17 protein-coding genes are annotated in these 19,220 nt (G+C 68.9%); 8 read left to right on the top strand and 9 right to left on the bottom strand.

Features of this window, described 5'->3' with window-relative positions; translation table 11 throughout:
• The first annotated feature begins 13 nt into the window (after positions 1–13).
• From AB0E24_RS41380 to AB0E24_RS41370, 3 genes are read left to right on the top strand one after another with little or no spacing between them, the layout of a single operon-like run.
• Positions 14–763 (top strand): toll/interleukin-1 receptor domain-containing protein, encoded by a 750-nt coding sequence (locus AB0E24_RS41380; protein ID WP_359384883.1) that lies wholly within the window; start codon positions 14–16, stop codon positions 761–763.
• Complete coding sequence (locus AB0E24_RS41375; RefSeq protein ID WP_359384881.1) at positions 760–2,748, top strand: hypothetical protein; 1,989 nt, start codon at positions 760–762, stop codon at positions 2,746–2,748. The genes AB0E24_RS41380 and AB0E24_RS41375 overlap by 4 nt, the downstream gene beginning before the upstream one ends.
• Positions 2,745–3,824, top strand: coding sequence for a hypothetical protein (locus AB0E24_RS41370; protein ID WP_359384879.1), 1,080 nt, complete (start codon positions 2,745–2,747; stop codon positions 3,822–3,824). The genes AB0E24_RS41375 and AB0E24_RS41370 overlap by 4 nt, the downstream gene beginning before the upstream one ends.
• A gap of 622 nt (positions 3,825–4,446) precedes the next feature.
• Here AB0E24_RS41370 and AB0E24_RS41365 read toward each other — a convergent pair.
• Entirely contained in the window at positions 4,447–5,358 is a 912-nt protein-coding gene (locus tag AB0E24_RS41365; protein ID WP_069874208.1) for a LysR family transcriptional regulator, read from the bottom strand.
• 279 nt (positions 5,359–5,637) lie between these two features.
• On the opposite strand from AB0E24_RS41365, the gene AB0E24_RS41360 reads away from it, so the two are divergent.
• The 4 genes from AB0E24_RS41360 to AB0E24_RS41345 all read left to right on the top strand — a co-directional run bounded on the left by AB0E24_RS41360 (position 5,638) and on the right by AB0E24_RS41345 (position 8,940).
• The gene (locus AB0E24_RS41360; protein ID WP_359384876.1) at positions 5,638–6,267 is read left to right on the top strand and encodes an NADPH-dependent F420 reductase; all 630 of its coding nucleotides are present in this window, start codon (positions 5,638–5,640) and stop codon (positions 6,265–6,267) included.
• Between the two features lie 51 nt (positions 6,268–6,318).
• The gene (locus AB0E24_RS41355) at positions 6,319–7,260 is read left to right on the top strand and encodes an SDR family oxidoreductase (protein WP_069874204.1); all 942 of its coding nucleotides are present in this window, start codon (positions 6,319–6,321) and stop codon (positions 7,258–7,260) included.
• An 80-nt stretch (positions 7,261–7,340) separates the two neighbouring features.
• The gene (locus tag AB0E24_RS41350; protein WP_435865383.1) at positions 7,341–8,000 is read left to right on the top strand and encodes an NADPH-dependent F420 reductase; all 660 of its coding nucleotides are present in this window, start codon (positions 7,341–7,343) and stop codon (positions 7,998–8,000) included.
• 298 nt (positions 8,001–8,298) lie between these two features.
• Entirely contained in the window at positions 8,299–8,940 is a 642-nt protein-coding gene (locus AB0E24_RS41345; protein ID WP_359384872.1) for a DJ-1/PfpI family protein, read from the top strand.
• 59 nt (positions 8,941–8,999) lie between these two features.
• Here the strand turns inward: AB0E24_RS41345 and AB0E24_RS41340 are convergent, their stop codons facing one another.
• The 6 genes from AB0E24_RS41340 to AB0E24_RS41315 form a co-directional block, all read right to left on the bottom strand.
• On the bottom strand, positions 9,000–9,440 hold the full coding sequence (locus tag AB0E24_RS41340) for a hypothetical protein (protein WP_147965262.1): 441 nt from the start codon (positions 9,438–9,440) through the stop codon (positions 9,000–9,002).
• Positions 9,441–9,511: 71 nt separating this feature from the next.
• Positions 9,512–10,507 (bottom strand): beta-ketoacyl-ACP synthase III, encoded by a 996-nt coding sequence (locus AB0E24_RS41335; RefSeq protein WP_359384869.1) that lies wholly within the window; start codon positions 10,505–10,507, stop codon positions 9,512–9,514.
• A complete protein-coding gene (locus AB0E24_RS41330) occupies positions 10,507–12,273 on the bottom strand; it encodes a fatty acyl-AMP ligase (RefSeq protein ID WP_359384867.1) in 1,767 nt (588 codons plus the stop codon). Before AB0E24_RS41330 ends, AB0E24_RS41335 begins: the two co-directional genes overlap by 1 nt.
• Positions 12,274–12,276: 3 nt before the next feature.
• Positions 12,277–13,635, bottom strand: a complete 1,359-nt coding sequence (gene ccrA / locus AB0E24_RS41325; protein ID WP_069874193.1) for a crotonyl-CoA carboxylase/reductase — start codon at positions 13,633–13,635, stop codon at positions 12,277–12,279.
• Between the two features lie 103 nt (positions 13,636–13,738).
• Positions 13,739–14,182, bottom strand: coding sequence for a type II 3-dehydroquinate dehydratase (locus AB0E24_RS41320; protein ID WP_069874191.1), 444 nt, complete (start codon positions 14,180–14,182; stop codon positions 13,739–13,741).
• A gap of 111 nt (positions 14,183–14,293) precedes the next feature.
• Positions 14,294–14,479: a hypothetical protein gene (locus AB0E24_RS41315; protein ID WP_359384864.1), complete on the bottom strand. Its 186-nt coding sequence runs from the start codon at positions 14,477–14,479 to the stop codon at positions 14,294–14,296.
• Between the two features lie 193 nt (positions 14,480–14,672).
• Here AB0E24_RS41315 and mhpA point away from each other — a divergent pair, with 193 nt between their 5' ends.
• Positions 14,673–16,325, top strand: coding sequence for a bifunctional 3-(3-hydroxy-phenyl)propionate/3-hydroxycinnamic acid hydroxylase MhpA (mhpA, locus tag AB0E24_RS41310; RefSeq protein ID WP_359384862.1), 1,653 nt, complete (start codon positions 14,673–14,675; stop codon positions 16,323–16,325).
• A gap of 188 nt (positions 16,326–16,513) precedes the next feature.
• Here the strand turns inward: mhpA and AB0E24_RS41305 are convergent, their stop codons facing one another.
• Both AB0E24_RS41305 and AB0E24_RS41300 read right to left on the bottom strand, forming a co-directional pair.
• On the bottom strand, positions 16,514–18,211 hold the full coding sequence (locus tag AB0E24_RS41305; RefSeq protein ID WP_359384861.1) for an AMP-binding protein: 1,698 nt from the start codon (positions 18,209–18,211) through the stop codon (positions 16,514–16,516).
• On the bottom strand, positions 18,212–19,219 hold the full coding sequence (locus AB0E24_RS41300) for an ROK family protein (protein ID WP_359384859.1): 1,008 nt from the start codon (positions 19,217–19,219) through the stop codon (positions 18,212–18,214). It abuts the gene before it with no gap.
• Position 19,220: the final 1 nt, after the last annotated feature.

The following is a 19,220-nucleotide window of genomic DNA, read 5'->3' as shown; positions in this document are numbered from 1 at the left end:
GAAAGGGGCCACCATGGCCGAGGTATTCATCAACTACCGTACGGGCGACGGGGAGAAGACGGCTGCCCTGATCAAGAGGGAGCTGTCATACCGCTTCGGGGAGAACAGTGCGTTCCGCGCCTCGGAATCCATCCCACCCGGCGCGCGCTACCCCGAGGAGTTACTCCGAAGCGTTCGACGCAGCGCTCTTTTGCTGGCTGTGATCGGGTCCGCGTGGACACGTTTCGCTGAGCTGCGTCGGCCGGACGACTGGGTCCGCAGGGAAATCCTCGAGGCGTTCGAGTGCGGAGTACCGGTCGTCCCCGTACTCGAGGGACGGAAGACGGAACGGCTGAATGGAGCCGATCTTCCGCCCGAGCTGGAGCGGCTCGCTGAGGTGCAATCCGTCCGCCTGGACATGCAGAACGCGGTGGCGGATCTCAGGCGCCTCGGCGACGTGGTCGCCGACATGGTGCCATCGCTCAAGGCACACGAGCGCCACGACCGGCCCTCCCCCGGGGCCGACGCGGTGAGCAATGCGACGGGGGAGGTCAACGGCCCGGTGATACAGAGCCGGGACATCACCGGGGATGTGGGCACCGTGATCAAAGACAGCTCGGGCCCGGTTCACACGGGAAAAGGCGACATCTACAACAACTCACGCCACATCTCCGGCGGGCGGCACTTCTCCGGCGACGGTATGACGTATTTCGAAGGGGACAATCAGGGAGGCATTCACCAGCGCTTCGGTAATGGCCCCCGCCGCGAGGGCGACGACCGGTGAGCGATTCCGCCGAATCACGGATCCACGACCCACGCGGCCCGGTCCACAGTGGCCTCGGAGACCAGATCAACCTCATCTTCGAAGCGTTCGGGAAGGACCGCCAAGGCCGCAACCCACGGCGCCTCGCCGAAGACCAACTTCTCTGGCTCTGGCAGCGGTTCGTCTATCCGAGCGGATTCGGCGAGGCACGCCACATGCTGGCCGAGACCAGCACCGTCCTGCTCGATGGCGCCTCCGGTAGCGGGAGAACGTCAGCGGCCCGCGTCCTTCTTCACGAGCTACGCCGCGATGTCGGCTCATTCCACGAGCTGCTGCCCGGTGAGGAAGGCGAATCCCTCCTCGATCCCGACCTGGTCGGGGACGAGGACCGACTGCTGCTGGACCTGGTAGCCGCGGACGAATCGCGATGGGCGGAAGTGCTGGAGGAGCTTCCGTCCTTCCGCAAGACGGTAGTCGACCACCGCGCGCACCTCGTGGTCGTCCTGCCCTCGCGTCGGACGGACCGCTTGCCGGTGGAGCTCGATCGGCACCGCGTGGAGATTTATCGCCCGCGAGGCATGGAGGTGCTGCTGCGCCACCTACGCCAAGACGGCCTTCAGCAGGCCGACCGGGCCCATTCGGCTCCGGCCGTGTCCGACTTCCTGGACACACCACGACCGATGAGGGAAATCGCCGAATTCGCCAGCTTGATCGTGCGGGCACAGGCAGCCGCTCCATCCGAGGACAGCTTCATCGACTGGTGTGAAATCGCCCGCGCAGCCATGGCCGACCGAGGTCCGCAGGTCGCGAAGCATGTCGCCGCCATGATCGGAGGACCGCAGCGGGCGCTGCTGCTGACCACGGCCATGCTGCACGGAGCCCACTCCGACGCCATACACAGCGCCACCACCCTCCTGCTACATGCCGTCGACCATCCCAAGGACGACCGCCCGCTCCTGGAACACGCGGACCTGGCCATGCGGCTGGAAGAAGTGTCCGCCGGACTCACCCAGCACGGGGCAGTGCGCTTCAAGGAACTCGAGTACGACACCGCGGTCCGAACTCATTTCTGGGACCACAGGCCCGACCTCCGCGAGCACCTGGGTACCTGGGTAGGGCGGACCGTAGAGCTCACCGACCCGGCGCTGTCCCCGGACGACCGCCACCACGTGGTACAGCACCTGTCGGACCAATACTTGCGCACCGGCCGGTGTGAGGAGCTGGCGACACTCGCGGAGCAGTGGACCGCGGTGCCCACCACCGCGCGACGGTTGCGGTCAGCCGCACAGGCACTGGAACGCGGTCTTCTCGACGAACGGCACGGCCGCTCCTTCCGGGACAAGATCTACGACTGGTCCAGAAACAGCCGGCTGGGCGAACCACTCGCGCAGGTCCTCGTCGAGGTATGCGCCGAAGTGATCGCGGTACAACACCCAGACCAGGCACTGGTCCGCCTCCATCACCTGGCCAGGCGGGAGCGCCGCACCACTCGCGCACGTGATGCTCTCTGTCGACTGATGCAGGAGGACCACCGCTTGCGCCGACGCATGCTGCACCGGCTCGTCAAGAGCCCCACCTCCTGGTCGGCGGACATTGACCTCTTCCTCAAGACTTCTGATCCCGCAGCCCTGACGCACCTGGGCGGACGCGCCCACTCTCTCCTCGGTGAAACCATCGTCCGTGATCAGCTGATCGCGGGGTGGGGCATGGTGTTCGGCCAACTCCCGTTATCCGCGTGGGAGAAGCATGTGCGGCACTGGCTGCACACCGCAGGCTCCGACGAACATCACACAGACCCCCTCCTCGACATCCTGGTCAGCGGCGCAGCCGGTCGAGGAGAGGTGTTCGGAGCCCTGTACGCGACCGCACGGAGGGCAGAACTCACGGCTCCCGGTGGCAGAGAACACGGCTCTGCCCTCACCGATCTCCTCTTGCGGAAGATCTCCACAGCTCAGGGCATACCGCAGCAGTCACCACGACACACTTCCGAGGAAACAACATCATGACATCCGGCGCCAAGACAGTGACCGTCTTCCTCACCGTCCTCTGTGGCCTGCTGCTCACCATCGTCGCCATATGCGGCAACTGGCCATGGTGGGCCTGGTCCGCACTGGTTGCCCTGCTCCTCGGCGTTCCTCTGCTGATCACAAAGATCGCAGGCATCCGCCGTCGGTCCTTACCCCCCGAGCTGACGCCCTACCTCCCGCCGGTGCCCGTAGAGCGCAGGGAGGAGCAGATCTCGCATGTCTCGCTGCCGAGCGCTTGGGAGGACTACGACTTCCTGTTCTCCGCAACCGTCCGCTGGTGCCCGACGGGCAAACCAGCGGAAGAACCGATCGTCAACCCTGCCGGGCTGGCGGTCGAAGCAGTCCTCAAACGCGCCCGCGCGATAACCAAGGATCGTGAACCCGGTTGGGCCTCGTTCGTCCAGCACGAACTCAGCGGTGCGCTGAGCAGGATGCAACCGGAGCCCACGGGACACCTCCAAGCCATGGCCGAGGCCATCACCCTCACTCTCTCCGAACACGATCAGGAACGTCTGAGCAGTCTTGCCTCGGTACGCAAGGACAAGGCCGTCTGGGAGCACCAGAGGAAGTACGAGCAGAGCAAACGCGAATACCTGGGCGACGACGTACTCAAGGACACCGGCAGCGCCGTCGTGTGGTGGCTGGCCAAGAACGACGATCAGGTGCACAAGGCCGTGGAGGACCTTGGCCTCCTCGCCCAGCTGACCTCAGCGGCCAATGACACCGACGTTCCTGAGCGCCTCCTGCATCTCCTCTCACCGCCGAATGCCGAAGACGCGGAACCTGAAGAAGCAGACAGCCTTGGAACAGCCGACCAGCCTCTGGGACAGACGGGCTCCACGGCAGACCACTTCGACGCGTTCCTCCAGGGAATGGGGCTGGAAGCCGGCGATGTCCGGCGCGGAATCCTCACCCGGCAGATCGCCGAAATCCTCGTCACCCAAGATCGTCATGAAACGGCAGAAGAGTTGTTACGTCTCTTCGACGCGCCCACGACCCCATTCAACGATGACTTCGACATGAACAGCGCAACAGGTGACAGTTCCGGGCCCTGAAACGCCGTGCGGGGCATCTCGGCCGAGTGGCAGTACGCTCGCGGGCCAGAAGTCGCCCGGCGTCAGCAATGTGATCAACGGTGCAGTACAGCATGGGGCGGTCGTTCAAACCGGCCAGATCACCGGAACAGCTGTCCGCGCCATCCACCGTGCCGTCTCTCTGACACACGAACAGCGCCCGTAGCGTCCGTCCCCGTCATTGCGCAGGATTTTGCGTCTGCCAGTGTGGCCTGTCTCCACATCCACGGCGCTGGCGGACGGCAGCAGCCTGTCGTCATCGGCCGCCACTTCCACGCGACAACCGTCCCATCGGCGACATCAGGCACGTCCACGGTCAACTCCTGCCTGCCGTTGACGAACTCCCGTGGATCGCGCGCAGCGAGCAGGGCTTCCACCTGGTTTGAGCAGTGCCCGTTCGTTCTGTAGCGCCCCATGCTTCTGGGCGAAGAAGGCGGACGCTGGAATCATCCGTCGACTGGGCCGGGAAGCAAGACTGGAAGATGTTTGACCAGCCTGCCATTCTCATTGTGCGCGAACACCAGCTCCGCCCCCGAGCTCAATGTCTTCGCCATTGCCGTGGACTCGTGCCCTCTGTTGGCGCTGTTGTTGTCAGCCGAGCCGCTCAACCGTGTTCTGCGACGGCACCGCTTCCGAGCTGCCACATTTCATAGTTCCCGCATTCTGCCGTGATCTCGGCGGCCGCCTGAGCCGCGGTGAAGAAGTCGGCGACCAGCGGCGAGGTGCGCGATACCGCCACCGCGAGGCACACCTGGTCGGGCGCCAGATCCGGGACGGGTACATAGCTGACGTCCGGATGTGAGTAGAACACGGTCGCCGAACGGGCCAGGAAAGAGATGCCCCGGCCGGCCGCGACATGCTCGAGCGTCTCGTCCACCCCGCGCACCAGGTACCCGGCGTTCGGGTGCGGGCGCCTGGTGGGCTGCGTGCTCGTGTCGGCATGCCAGACCAGCGGCTCGCCGGCCAGGTCGGCCTCGGTGATCTGCTCCCGGCCGGCCAGTCGGTGGCCGGCGGGCAGCACCGCCACCCGCGGCTCGGTGTATAGCGGGGCGACGCGCAGGCCGGCCTCGTCGATGGGCAGCCGCACATAGCCGACGTCGATGCGGCCGTCGAGCAGCATCGGCGCCTGGTCGTCCCATTCGATCCGCTGCACGTCCACCAGAACGTCCGGGTGCCGGTCGCCGAACAGCCGCACCGCCGGGGTGACCGCGATGCCTGCCCGGAAGCCGACCATGAGTCGCTGGCTGCCCCGCGCGGCCACGGTCACCCGGCGGCGGACCGCATGCGCGGAGGCCAGCAGCGGGCCGGCGTCGGTCAGCAGTTGCTTGCCGGCGTCGGTCAGCTCCACGCCGTGGCTGTCCCTTGTCAGCAGCAGGGTGCCGAGATCCTGTTCCAACGCGCGGATCTGCCGGCTGAGCACGGGCTGCGCGATGTGCAGCTCATCGGCGGCGCGGCCGAAGTGGAGCTTGTCGGCGACGGCGACGAAGTAGCGCAACTTGCGCAGGTCCAGATCCATGGAGCCTCCCGGTCCGGCGATGCCTTCAGGGTATCGCAACGGTCGAAAGAGGTCTTGGACACTTGCTCATGCCAATGGCAGCCTCAATAGGGATCCGATGGAGCCGAGAATTCGGCATAAGAATTCGGCATCGGGATTTGATAGCAGTCCAGAAGCAGAATGAGCACATCAGGAATTCAGCCCGGTCCATCGCGCCATTCGACGGCATCGTCGACACGACCGTTGACAACGACGGGGCGGGAATGGCGTCCTGTCCAGCTCCAGAAAGCAGGCACACCAATGAGCAGCATCAGCATTATCGGCCTGGGGAACATGGCCGGCGCCCTGGCCGTTCGGGCGCTCGCCGGCGGCAACTCCGTTGAGATCATCGGCCGCGACCCGGCCAAGGCCAAGGAACTGGCCTCCGCGCTCGGCGGCGCCACTGTTGGGACGGCCGGCACCGCCCCGGCCGGGGACATCGTTATCCTCGCCGTGCCGTACGCCAGCGCGGCGGCGGTGGTAGGCGAGTACGGGGACGCACTGCGCGGGAAGGTCGTCATCGACATCACCAACCCCGTTTCCCCCGATTTCAGGGGCCTTGTCACCCCCGAGGGCAGTTCCGGCGCGCAGGAGATCGCCAAGGCCGCCCCCGGCGCGCATGTCGTCAAGGCGTTCAACACCCTGTTCTCCAATGTCCTGGCCGCCGGCACAGCCGATGGCCGCCCATTGGACGTGTTCATCGCCGGCGACGACGCCCAGGCAAAGGCACGCGTGTCGACGTTCATCGAGAGCCTGGGACTGCGCCCGATGGACACCGGGCAGCTGCCGATGGCGCGGGCACTGGAGAACGCCGGCCTGCTGGAGCTCGGCCTCGTCGCCCACTCCGTCAAGCACACCAACTTCTTCCTCGGCGTCAGCATGCTCAGCTGAGCGCACCCGCACCACCACGTCTCGCGCCACATCACTCACAGGAGCAGCAGCATGCGCGTTTTGGTCACTGGCGGGACCGGCCATTCCGGTTCGTACATCATCCCCGAGCTCATCGCCGCCGGGCACGAGGTCACCGGCCTGGCCCGGTCGGACACGGCCGCGGCGGCGGTGTCCGCGCTCGGTGCGAAGGTGCGCCGCGGCGACCTCGAGGATCTCGACGGGCTGAAGGAGGCAGCCGCGGACTCCGACGGAGTCATCCACGTCGCGCACAGGCAAGACCTGCTTCCGTCCGGCGGGATGGACGCCGTGTCCGCCGCGGAGCTCGCGGTCGTGCTTGCGTACGGCGAGGCACTCGCGGGAACCGGAAAGCCGCTGGTCGCGGCGGGGAGCATAGGCTCGCCCGGGAACGGGGGGAACCTGGGCCGACCGGCCACCGAGGAGGACCCGGCCCTTCCCGTCGGAGATGAGCACAAGGGCACCCTGCGGGCTCGTAACGTCGTGGAAGCCACCGTAGTCGGCCTCGCCGAGCGGGGAGTGCGGTCTTCTGTCGTGCGGATTCCCCCCATCATGCACAGCACGACCGATGCCGGTTTCCTCCCCACCCTGATCGCGGTCGCGAAGGAGAAGGGCTTCGCCGGCTACCCCGCGGACGGCGCGAACCTGTGGGGCGCCGTGCACGTCCGCGATGCGGCCTCGGTGTTCCGCCTGGCGCTGGAGAAGGGTCCGGCCGGCAGATACTGGCACGCGGTTGAGGACGGGGGCATCCCGTTCCGCGAGATCGCCGAGGCCATTGGCAGCCGTCTGGGCCTGCCCGCCGTGAGCGTTCCCGCGGACGAACTGATGCTGCCGGGATATTTCGGGGTCCTCACGGCTGTGGTCACGCTGGACCTCCCGGCGTCCAGCCTCATCACCCGCCACACCCTCGGCTGGGAACCCGCTCAGCCCGGCCTGCTCGCCGACCTGGGCAACGGCCATTACTTCCCCGCCAGCTGACGGCAGGGGCTCGAATCGCAGCGGGTCCGGCAAATTACAGGAATACATCTCTTCTGGAGGAAGCCGAGAATATGACGACTGTGGGATTCATCGGAAGCGGATACATCGGCAGTACCATCGCGCGGCTCGCCATCGAGGCCGGGCACCAGGTCGTGCTCAGCAACTCGCGCGGTCCCCAAACGCTCGCGGACACGGCCGCAGAACTGGGGCCGCGGGCGTCCGCGGCGACGAGCGGGGAGGCCGCGGCGGCCGGCGACATTATCGTGGTCACGGTGCCGGTCAAGGCATTCCCCGTCTTGCCCGCCGCGCCACTGGCCGGCAAGACGGTCATCGACACGTGCAACTACGGCCCCGAGCGCGACGGGCACATCCCCGAGCTTGACAGCAAGTCGGTCACCTCGAGCGAGCTGCTGCTGCGGTACATCCCGGACGCCGTGCTCGTGAAAGCGTTCAACAACATCTTCTACAAGCACCTGCTGTCACTCGCCCGCCCCGAGGGGGCGTCCGACCGCTCCTACCTGCCGATCGCCGGGGACTCCGCACCGGCGAAGGCGGCGGTAACCGAATTCATCGAGTCCATCGGGTACAGCGTGGTGGACGCGGGACCGCTGGCCGATGGCTGGCGGCAGGCGACAGGCACGCCGGTATGGGGGACTCCCTACGGGCCGTTCTCGAACGAGAAGGGCCAACCGGCCGACGAGGACACCATCCGCGTGGCACTGGCCACCGCAACGCGGTAACCGCAATCGGACAAAGCCGCGGGTCAGAATTCCCTTCAGGAGAGCCGCACCCTTCACCTTTTGAGATCCGAGGGCTCAGCCAGGCGCGTACGGGAACTGACGTGGGGCCGCGGCCGACTATCTAGCCATGACAAGCAAACCCAAGCGCGCTCGAACAGCCGCCGTGTCCCGGCGCGCTGTCCTCGGGACCGGCATGGCCGCTGCGGCCGCGCTGCCGCTCGCCGCCAGTGCGGCGGCAGCGTCCGCGCCGCAATCCGACATCCGCACCGTGGGGTCATCCGGGAAAGAGGAAGCCGACATGGACATCGTGATCCCGCTCTACGACGGCTACGAACCGCTCGACGTGATCGGACCCTACGAAGTCCTCGCCTACATGCCCGGCGCCTCCGTACGGTTCGTCGGAGCCGAGAAGGGCCCGGTGAAGGATGCGCTGGGGTCACTGCCGACGTACGTCCCGGCCACGTACTCCGAAGTGGAGCGCTGTGATGTCCTGCTGATCCCGGGCGGGCGCAGCGTCGAGGCCATGGTGGCCGATGCCGACTTCCTCGCTTGGGTGCGCCGTATCCACGCCCGCACCCGGTTCACCACCTCGGTCTGCACCGGGTCCCTGGTGCTGGGCGCCGCAGGTCTGCTGAAGGGCCTGACCGCCACCACCCACTGGAGCGGGGCGGAAGCACTGGAGTCGTACGGCGCTGCCTACACCCCCCAACGTACGGTCCGGCAGGGCAAGGTCATCACCTCGGCCGGCGTATCCTCCGGCATCGACATGGCCCTCACTCTGGCCGCCTTACTGACCGACGAAGTGACCGCCCAGGCGATTCAGCTGTGGATCGAGTACGACCCACAGCCCCCCTTCGACTCCGGCTCACTGGCCAAGGCATCTGACGCGGTGCAGAAGCGGGTCCTCGAACTGGTGAAAGAGCCGCCCCGCAACGGCTGAAAGCGCACTGCTGCGGCCGGTACGCACACGGCATCAGGAGTCGTCCTGAACGACCCCGTTCACCGGGTTGTGTCCGCGGCAGCCCACTGACCGTCGGCGAGTGCCAGGGCGATGTCCAGCTCGTGTTGTTTGGCCGGGGATAGAGCACCGATCCGCTTGGTCAGCGACTCCTCGCCGACGGTCGTCCTCCAGGTGCAGAAGACTTTCCCGGCCCTGGGCAGCACCACTCGGACCACGCCGCTCTCCGCCAGACCCTCCTCGGCTCCGAAGAAGACCTCGATGCCGATGAGCGCTTCGGGCCCGAACTCCTCGACGATCCGGCGTCGCTCGTCGGCATCGGCGGCTTGCTCGCCGGACATCCAGACGAATCCGAGCTTCTGCGCCGGGGTAACCGGTTCGACGATCTGCATGGCCGGGAATTCCGGCCCTGCGCCTCCCTGGAGCAGCACGACAGGTCGTTCCTCGTCGAACTGAGCCGACCAAACCTCGCCGCGTTCCACATGCCCTCCTCGCGTCCGGCCCGTAAAGGTCTTGAAAATACATCGGTTACCGATGTCGCCACGAGGAAGCGTCAGGGCAGGGTCACTACCTGGGCCGCACAGGTGAGTCCCGCGCCGAAGCCCACGAGCAGCGCCGGATCGCCGCGGGAGAGCCCGCCCTGGGCCAGCAGGGCGTCCATGGCGAGCGGGACCGAGGCCGCCGAGGTGTTCCCCGCCCGTACGACGTCTCTGGCCACCGCGGTGTGCGGGGCGAGGCCCAGCGACCTGGCGACGGAGTCCACGATCCGGGCGTTGGCCTGGTGGGGGATGAAAGCGGCGAGGTCCGCGACATCCAGCCCCGCCGCGTCGAGCGCCTGCCGGGAGATCTCCGGGACCGTCCGGGTCGCCCAGCGGAACACCTCCGGACCGGCCATGGTCAGGGTCGGCCACGGTCCGGACCCGTCACGGGTGTCCAGCCAGGAGCGGTCGTGGGCGATCACCCGGTGCTGAACTCCGTCGGACGACCAGACCACCGGGCCGAGGCCGGGTGTGTCGGACGGGCCCACGACGACCGCGCCGGCGCCGTCGCCGAAGAGGAAGGCGCTGCCCCGGTCCGCCGAATCGACGATGTCACTCATCCGCTCCGAGCCGATGACCACGACGAACCGGGCCTCGCCCGAGCGGACGACGGAGCCGGCCAGCGCCAGGCCGTAGGAGAAGCCCGAACAGGCCGCGCCGACGTCCATGGCCGCCGCCTGGGTCCCCAGCAGGTGGGCGACGCGCGGGGCCGCGGGCGGCACCTGCTCGAGAAAGGAGGTCGTGGCCAGCAGGACGAGGCCCACGTCGCCCGGGTCGGTACCGGCCTGGGCCAGCGCCTTGCGGGCCGCTTCCGCCCCCATCATGACGACGGTCTCGTCGGAGCCGGCGAAGTGCCGTGTGACGATGCCGGAGCGGCGGCGGATCCACTCGTCGCTCGAATCGATGCGCGCGCAGATCTCGTCGTTGGTCACGACCCGCGACGGCCGGTACACGCCGGCGCCCTGGATCCTCGCATGGGCAGGACCCGCGGCTGTGCGAAGACGCGCCATCACGCCTCCCGGCCGGACGGGACCAGGCGGGTCAGTTCACCGTCCTGGTAGAGCGAGCCACATGCCCGCCGCTGTACCTTGCCGCTGGAGGTCTTCGGCAGCTGGCCGCGGCGTACGACGACGATGTCGTCCGGTGTGATCCGCTGTTCCGCCCGTACCGCTTCGCGCACGCGCTCGCACAGACCATCGGCGCCCAGGGCCGCCAGGACCCGTCCGCCGGCCTCGACGACCACCACCAGTCGTTCGCGCTCCCCGTCGTCGAGCGAGAAGGCGGCCGCACAGTTGGGTTGCAGCCCCGGCACGGCGCGCTCGGCGGACAGTTCGATGTCCTGCGGGTAGTGGTTGCGGCCCCTGCGGATGATGACGTCCTTCATCCGCCCGGTGACGTACAGGTCGCCGTCATACAGAAAGCCGAGGTCGCCGGTGCGCAGGTGCGGGGTGGCGTCATCGGGGTCGTCGGCGACGCGGGCACGGAAGGTGTCCTCGCTGGCGGCGGGGCGGCCCCAGTAGCCGTCCGCGACGCACGGTCCGGAGATCCAGATCTCCCCCACATGGCCCGGCGTGCAGGGCTGCCGGGTGACGGGGTCCACGATACGTACGTGAGTGCCGGCGACATCACGTCCGCTGCCAACTGCCGGGACGGCGCTGTCGGTGCGTTCCCCGACGGGTTGCGCCCTGCCCTCCCGGAGTGCTTCGGCGGACAGCCACAGCACCATGGGCTCACGGTCCGCCCGGGTGCCGGTGGCCTTGAGGGTGTTTTCCGCGAGCCCGTAGGCGGGGCACATGGCCATCGGGTCGAAGCCATGAGGGGCGAACGTGTCGGTGAAGGCCCGGACCACGCTCCACCGCACGGGCTCGGCGCCGTTGACGGCCACTCGCCAGCTCGACAGGTCGCCCACGCCTGCGGTCATGCCGCTTTCCGCGGCCCGCACGCACAGTTCGTAGGCGAAGCTCGGTGCGGCCGAGTGGGTGCCGCCGAACCTGGACAGCGCCTCCAGCCAGCGTGCGGGTCGGCGGATGAAGGACTCAGGGGCCATCAGGTACGAGGGAATGCCCGCCCACAGCGGCAGGACGACACCGAACAGCATCCCCATGTCGTGGAAGAGCGGAAGCCAGTTCACCACGGTTCCACGGGGCTCGCACGGCCAGAGTTCATCGGTTTCGACCACGTTGGCGAGGAAGTTCGCGTGGCTGACCATGACGCCCTTGGGGTGCCCGGTGGAACCGGACGTGTACTGGAGCAGCGCGATGTCCTGGGGGTCGGGCAAGCGTTCCGGCGTACCGGGGTCTCCTGTGTGGAGCGCGCCCGGGTCATCGGTGGCCACCAGGTCGAGCCCGTCGAGGGCGGGCAGGTCGGCGAAGCGCTCGCGCAGGTCGCGGATGACGTCGGTCGTGGTCAGGACGGTCGAGGTGCCGGCGTCGTCAGCGATACGGCGTAGCCGCTCCACCTCGGCGCGACGACGTGGCGGCTGGACCGGGGCGCCCGCCACCCGGCCGTACATGCAGCCGAGCAACGTCCGCACGAACTCCAGGCCCGAGGGATACATGAGGACAGCGTTACGGCCTGTGAGCCCCGCGGCGCTGAGCGTCGTGGCCCGGCGACACGCCGCCTCGTGGAGTTCCCCGTAGGTCAGCGACTCCGTGGCGTCCTCGCCGTCCTTCAGGAAGACATAAGCGGTTCTGTCCGGCTGCCGCTCGCCACGGTGCCACAGGGCATCGGGAAGAGTGCGGAAGTCGACATGTCGTACCGGCGGGGCCGTGGTCACGTTTCAGAGCTCCCTGGAATCGGGGCCGGCGGTGAGACCGCGCAGCGGGTTGAGCCGGTCCTCCCCGATCCGGCCGCGCAGTTCGGGGTCGGTCACCCCGAGCCCGGGTTCCGGTGCCATGCAGAGCACCGCGACCTTGCCCACCTGCCGGCTGGTCTGGACGATCCGGCACGCCTCGGCGCCCGCGGCGAGCGGATAGACGGCCGACATGGCCGGGACGACGGCGCCGCTCTCGAACAGCCGGTTGGTGGCCTGCTGCTCCTCGTAGTTGGCTCCGTGGCTGCCGACGATCTTCTTGAGCTTCATCCACAGGTATCGGTTGTCGAAGGTGTGCAGGTAGCCGGAGCTGGACCCGCAGGTCACCACGGTGCCGCCGCGTCGTGCCACGATCACGGAGAGCCCGAAGGTGACGCGGCCGGTGTGCTCGAACACGATGTCAGGTTCCCGGCCGGCCTTCTCGACGACGAGCTTGGCGAGCTTCCTGCCGGTCTCGAGGACGAGCCGGGGGTCGTCGGCCATCTCGTCGGTGATGCCCAGCTCGGTGCGGTTGATCACCAAGTCGCAGCCGAGGGCGCGCACCGCCGCCTCTTTCTGCGCGGAGCTGACGACAGCCACCGGGATGCCGCCGCCGTTCTTGACGAACTGGATGGCGTACGAGCCGAGGCCCCCGGAGGCCCCCCAGATCAGGACGATGTCGCCCTGCTTCATATGGGCTCCGCGGTCGCTGACGAGCATCCGGTAGGCGGTTGACGCACACAGGGGGTTGACCGCGGCCTCCTCCCACGTCAGGTGGGCGGGCTTGGGCAGCAGTTGGGTGGACCGGACGATCCCGTACTCGGCCAGGGCGCCGAAGTTGGTCTCGAATCCCCAAGCCCGTTGTTCGGAGCCGAGCATGCCGTCACCGTGAGTTTCGGGCTGCTGGTCGTCGACGTGCACGGGGTGGACGGTGACGTGGTCGCCCGGCTTCCAGCGCCGTACGCCGGTGCCGACGCGTACCACGACGGCGGAGCAGTCGGAGCCGAGCACGTGGTAGGGCTGGTCGTGGCGTGCCGCCCAGCCGCCCTGCCGGGCGTTCTGCTTGAGGAAGTGGAAGGTCGGGATCGGCTCGAACATGGCCGACCAGACCGTGTTGTAGTTGATGGAGCTGGCCATCACCGCGACGAGGACCTCGTCGGGCGCCAACTCCGGCATGGGAACCTGGCCGAGACGCAGCGACTTGCGGACGTCCTTGTCGGCCACCCCCTTGAACATGTCGGTGTCCTCAGCCCGCAGATGCAGGGCCAGGTAGGTGGCGGGCACCGGGGCGGCCTCGATCTCCGTGGCGGACGCGCCGTCCAGCACGGCTCGGGACAAGCTGCTCATGTCTGTCTCCTGTTGGCGCGGGGTCCTCCCGACGCACGGGTCCGTGATCGCGAAGCACGTTGTCGTGATCTTGTTGACGGTGTCTGGCCGCTCCGGGGATCCGTTACCGGGACGCGCCGGTTACGTGCAGCAGGGCGCGGGCCGCCAGGCGGTAGCCGTACGCGCCCAGGCCGACCACGAGCCCGGAGGCCAGCGGGGCGATGATCGATTCGTGCCGGAACTGCTCCCGCGCCCACACGTTGCTCAGGTGCACCTCGATCCACGGGTGCTCGTAGCTGGCGAGCGCGTCGCGCAGGCTCCAGCCGGCGATCATGAGAGCGCCTGGGTTGACCACCGCGCCGACGCTGTCGGGGCCGTGTTCGTGGATGGCGCTCACCAGTTCACCCTCCGAGTCCCGTTGCAGGGACAGGACCTTCCAGCCCTGCTCGCTCACCTCGTCGGCGACCGCCTGCTCGATGTCGGCCAGGGTGTCGGTGCCGTAGATCGCCGGCTCGCGGCGGCCCAATATGCCGAGGTTGGGCCCATTCAGCAGGAGCATCGTGCTCATGTGTCACCTTGCCGTTCGAAGAGTCCGAGCCACCGCATCCAGTCCGTCGTTCATCGGCCGGAAGTGCCCCCGAGCCGCCGGGCCACCAGATCGATGACCTCGGCCGCGCGGTCAGCGAGGAACGAGCAGCGTCTCGTCGGTGCCGCCGAGCGCCCTCGTCTCGGCCGGGAATTCAGGGTCGGGCGCCGTATGTATCCGCCCATCGCGATAGCGGGACGGCGCAAGCCGCACGGTGCTCTGCGGCGCGGGGTGCGAGACACTCACCCATTTCTCGAACTGCGCCGTTGCTTGAGTCATACCGGACGAGCTCCTCGCGGCTGGTGAGGCGGAGTAGCGGAAGCCTAGGTTCGCGCCGGAGACACCCGGTATCCCCAGATTTGATAGTCCAGCCCCTCGAGCGGCACGAACGCCGGTACGCCTGGTTAGTCTTGCGCCGTTCCCAGTACGGCAGTTGCGCCTGCCCCAGCCACCCTGCGATGAAGGGTTCCCCGTGCCCGAGACGTCACCGCACAAGCCGCCCGCCAGCGCGGGCCCCGAGACGGACGCAGATGTGATCGTCGTCGGTGACGGACCGGTCGGGGCCACGCTAGGGGTCCTGCTGGCCCAGCGCGGCCGGCAGACCGTGATCCTGGAACGGCGTCGGCGCCCCTATACCCTGCCCCGGGCGACCAGCTTCGACGGCGAGACCGCGCGCCTGCTCGCCGGCTGCGGGACGGGCCCGGACCTCAGCCGGGTCAGCGAGCCCGCCACCGGATACCAGTGGCGCTCGGCCGACGGTGAGATCCTCCTCGACGTCGCCTTTCGCGCGCAGGGCCCGTACGGGTGGCCTGACGCCAATACCATGCACCAGCCCGCCCTCGAGGAACTACTGGCCGAGCGGGCGGCCGCGTTGCCCGGTGTGACGGTGGTGCGGGGCCGCCAGGTCGTGGGAATCGAGGAGCGAGCCGACCGGGTCACGGTGACGGCCGAAGACGAGGTGGGCGCAACCCACACGTACACCGCGCGGTGGGTAGTGGGCTGCGACGGCGCCAACAGCTTCGTCCGTGATCACCTGGACGTGCCGGTCACCGACCTCGGATTCTCCTACGAGTGGCTGCTGTGCGATGTGAAGCTGCACGAGCCGAGTGAGTTCGTCCCGACCAACATTCAGATCTGCGACCCGGCCAGGCCGACCACCTTGGTCGGTAGCGGTCCCGGGCATCGGCGCTGGGAGTTCATGCGGCTGCCCGGCGAGCGGGCCGCGGATCTCAACCGGACGGAGACTGCCTGGCGACTCCTCGCCCCGCACGGGGTGACCCCCGACACCGCGACGCTCTTGCGCAGCACCACCTACATCTTCCAATCCCAGTGGGCTGAGCGCTGGCGAGCAGGCCGGGTCCTGGTGGCCGGAGACGCGGCCCATCTGATGCCGCCGTACGCCGGGCAGGGCATGTGCTCGGGCATCCGCGACGTCGTCAACCTGGCGTGGAAACTGGACCTGGTGCTCGGGGGCATCGCCCCGGAGTCGCTCCTCGACACCTACACGGACGAACGCCGCCCGCAGGTACGCGAGTCGATTCTGTCCTCGGTCCAGCTGGGCCGGATGATCTGCGTGACGGACCCCGTGGCCGCAGCCGACCGTGATGCCACGATTCTGGCGAGGCGCCGTGGCCGCGGTCCTGCGGTCCCGGACCTGGCGCGGCCCCTGACGGAGGGACTCCTTCGACGCGGTACGGACGGTTCGCCCGTGTCCCCGGCCGGCGAGACGGTCCCTCAGGGCCTGGTACGTGGTCTCAGGGGCACCGGCCTGTTCGACGACGTGGTCGGCCGCGGCTTCGTCCTGCTGCTGACAGAGGGCGCGGATACCGGCCTCGACGCAGAGCAGTCGGCATTCCTGACGAGCCTGGGCACGCACGTGGTGACCCTGCTCCCCGGGGACGGGACGCCCCAGAACATGTCGGTGGCCGACGTGGGCGGCGTCTACCGTGCCTTTCTCGAACGCCACGGGGCCGAAGCGGTATTGATCCGCCCGGACTACCACGTGTACGGGGCGGCCTCGGGACCGGGGGCCGCAGCGGTCCTGGTGGACGACCTGCGGGCCGGCATGGGTGCGGGCGTTCCGGGACACAGCCACCAAGCCCTGACCGAGCGGCGTCGGGGCTAGGGTCTGTCGTCAAAGGGGGCGCCCGGCCGCGAGCAGGGGGCACCTCCCAGCGGTAGCCGGGGGAGGCTGGTGCGGTCGATCGCAAGGCGGAGCGTCGCCCTCGTACTGGGCGTACTCGGGTGACGCGACAACGCGGCGAGCGGCCGTGCCAGGCGTCGGGAGCAGGGCGCCCCCTTGGACGACAGGCCCTAGGCGGGGTGACCGGACTGTTCCTGCACCCGCTGCCGGAGCTCACGCTTGAGGACTTTGCCGTTGGCGTTGCGCGGCAGCACCGGTACGACCTCGAGGCGCGTCGGCTGGTAAGCCTCGGCCATGCCCTGGGCCGTGAGGTACGTGCGGAGCTGTTCGAGCGTCGGGGGCGGGCCGGCGGCGACGATGACCGCGCATCCGGTCTCCTTGCCGACCGCGTCGAAGTAGCCGACGATCGCGACGGCCGCGACGGCCGGGTGCTCGAGCACCTGGGCCTCGACGTCGACGACCGGGATCATGAAGCCGTCGCCGATGCGGTCCGCGACCCGGCCGACGTGCCGGATCCCGCCGCGGCCGTCCGGCACGACCAGGTCGCCGGTGTCGAGCCAGCCGTCGTCGCGGTCGCAGAGAATCTCGACCGCGCCGGTGTCCAGGCCGACGTACGCCACACAGACCCCGGCGCCACGCACATACAGCACGGCGGGGTTCGCCTTGCTGACCTCGCCGTCGGCGCGCAGGTCGATCTCCGCAGCCGGCCCGGGACGCCCGTCACTGTGGGCGGCCCAGTCCGGCGGGTCGCTCGGGCGCGTCCAGGTCCCGACCGACAGCTCGGTCATGCCGTACGTGGCCCGCAAAGCCACGCCCAGCTCCTCGTACACCTCCCGAACCAGCTTCGGCGGGATCGGCGCGCCCTCCGAGAACAGATACCGCAGCGACGACGTGTCGTTACCGGCGGCGACCGCGGACCGCACGATCATGTCGATGAACGACGCGGCGGCGGTGATGATGCTCACCCGCGCCTCCGCGACGATCTCCGCGATCCGGCCGGGCGCCCACTTGTCGAACAGCACCGCCCGGCTACCGCTGAGCACAGGAGACACGAGAGAGACGGTGATGCTGAGGATGCTCGTCAGACTGTGCGGCGTGTAGGACGCCTCCGAGCCGCTGATCCGCTCCTCGCCGACGATCGCGCCGGCCGCGGCCGACATCGTGTTGGAGGTGTGCAGCACACCCTTCGGCTCCCCCGTCGTCCCGGCGGTGAACAGCACCAGAGCCACCTGGTCGGGATCCACCGGTTCGTCCAGTGGCATCGGGTACTGCCGCGCCCACGGCGTGCGCTGGAAGTGGTCTTGAAAATCCATCTCGCCAGGACCGGCATCGCGACCGGCGACCACCCGATGCCGCAGGTGCGGCAGGCGTTCCGCCATCTCGGCAAGCGCCCCGGCATAGTCGTAGCCATACCAATCCCCGACCGTCACCATGACCGTGACGCGCAGCTGAGCCAGCAGCTTCTCCAGCTCCCGGCCGCGCAGCGCCGCGGTGACCGGGGCGACCACCGCACCGGTACGCATGACGGCCAGGATCAGCGCGCTGGTCTCCCACCAGTTCGGCAACTGGACGGCGACGACCTGGCCCGGCCCCACACCGAGCGCGCGCAACGCCGACGCGAACTGCTCGACCTGATCGGCATACCGCGACCACGACAACGTCTCGGTGGTGCCGTCCGCGCGATAACCGATGACGGCGATCTCGCCGGGCCGCTCCCGGCGGTGCCGATGCAGATCCGTCAGGAAGTGCTCAGCGCGCCACTGGCCCTCCCGCCGATATCCCTCGATGGCTTCGGCGGACGGCCGGACGGCGGTGGGTGGCCACAGCGGATCCTGGATGTCGGCGAAGACGGACTGACGTTCGTACATTCATGCCTCCTCTTGATGAAGAGCGGGGGGTGTCGTAGATGCGGCGCCGCGTGTGTCCCCGCGAACCGGGGCAGCGGCAGCCACAGAAGGTACGGCTCCGTCAGTGACGGCTCGGGCCAGCAGGACCGCGCCTCGGAGGGAGGAAAGGCCACCCAGGCGCGCCGGAGCGACGGTTGGGGCGGGGCGGCCTGGGCGCGACATGGGTGTCAGGTGGGTGGCTATGCGGTCGACCAGGTTGTCGATGCCTGCCGTGAATCCGCCTCCGATCACGGCGAGGCCGGGGTGCAGCAGTTCGGTGACCCCCATGATGGCGGTGGCCAGGGCCTGGCAGGTGCCGTCGATCGCGGCCGTAGCCCATGGGCGGGCGGTACGGAGGGCTTCGCGCAGCTCTTCGTAGGTGACCGGCTCACCGTGGAGTTCGCGGGCCCGGGCCAGAGTGGCCGGGCCCGAGGCGATCGCCTGGAGGCAGCCCTGGCGGCCGCAGACGCACACGGGGCCGCCCAACGCGACGACCAGATGGCCCAGTTCGAAGGAGCCCCGACCCGGGCCGGGGCAGAGGCGCCCGCCCAGGACCAGGCCGCCGCCGATGCCGGTTCCGACGCCGATGTAGAGCAGGTTGGCGCAGTCGGCCGCCGCGGCCTCGGCGAGGGCGGCCACGTCGCCGTCGTCCGCCCATGCGATGGCCGCTCCGGGCACGAGGGCGCGCAGCGCGGGACCGAGGGCGAGGCCGGTCCAGGACGGTCGGCTGGGCCAGGAGGTGACCCGCTCGCCAGGGCCCACCGTGGCGGGGACGGCGACCCCCACGGCCTGGAAACCGTCACCGGTCCGGGCCGCCAGGGCGGCGACGCCGTCCGACAGCAGGGCCAGGTCCCGGTCCGGTCCGCCCTGGTCGTTCGGCCAGAGGAATGTGTGCTCCTCGGTGCGTCCGTCCGCCGACTCGGCGCGCAGGGCGACCTTGGTGCCCCCTATGTCGATGCCGAGGTGCCAGGACGGCGGTGCGGCTGCCACT

The sequence above is a fragment of the Streptomyces malaysiensis subsp. malaysiensis genome (genome assembly GCF_040653035.1).
GTDB classification, from domain to species: domain Bacteria; phylum Actinomycetota; class Actinomycetes; order Streptomycetales; family Streptomycetaceae; genus Streptomyces; species Streptomyces malaysiensis.
This window is presented reverse-complemented; position numbering and strand designations above follow the sequence as displayed.

What these genes read in the sequence shown, in the direction of transcription:
- AB0E24_RS41380 (WP_359384883.1), top strand. Translation starts at nt 14, where the DNA reads ATGGCCGAGGTATTCATCAACTACCGTACGGGCGACGGGGAGAAGACG.
- AB0E24_RS41370 (WP_359384879.1), top strand. Translation starts at nt 2,745, where the DNA reads ATGACATCCGGCGCCAAGACAGTGACCGTCTTCCTCACCGTCCTCTGT.
- AB0E24_RS41365 (WP_069874208.1), bottom strand. Translation starts at nt 5,358, where the DNA reads ATGGATCTGGACCTGCGCAAGTTGCGCTACTTCGTCGCCGTCGCCGAC.
- AB0E24_RS41360 (WP_359384876.1), top strand. Translation starts at nt 5,638, where the DNA reads ATGAGCAGCATCAGCATTATCGGCCTGGGGAACATGGCCGGCGCCCTG.
- AB0E24_RS41355 (WP_069874204.1), top strand. Translation starts at nt 6,319, where the DNA reads ATGCGCGTTTTGGTCACTGGCGGGACCGGCCATTCCGGTTCGTACATC.
- AB0E24_RS41345 (WP_359384872.1), top strand. Translation starts at nt 8,299, where the DNA reads ATGGACATCGTGATCCCGCTCTACGACGGCTACGAACCGCTCGACGTG.
- AB0E24_RS41335 (WP_359384869.1), bottom strand. Translation starts at nt 10,507, where the DNA reads ATGGCGCGTCTTCGCACAGCCGCGGGTCCTGCCCATGCGAGGATCCAG.
- ccrA (WP_069874193.1), bottom strand. Translation starts at nt 13,635, where the DNA reads ATGAGCAGCTTGTCCCGAGCCGTGCTGGACGGCGCGTCCGCCACGGAG.
- AB0E24_RS41320 (WP_069874191.1), bottom strand. Translation starts at nt 14,182, where the DNA reads ATGAGCACGATGCTCCTGCTGAATGGGCCCAACCTCGGCATATTGGGC.
- AB0E24_RS41315 (WP_359384864.1), bottom strand. Translation starts at nt 14,479, where the DNA reads ATGACTCAAGCAACGGCGCAGTTCGAGAAATGGGTGAGTGTCTCGCAC.
- AB0E24_RS41305 (WP_359384861.1), bottom strand. Translation starts at nt 18,211, where the DNA reads ATGTACGAACGTCAGTCCGTCTTCGCCGACATCCAGGATCCGCTGTGG.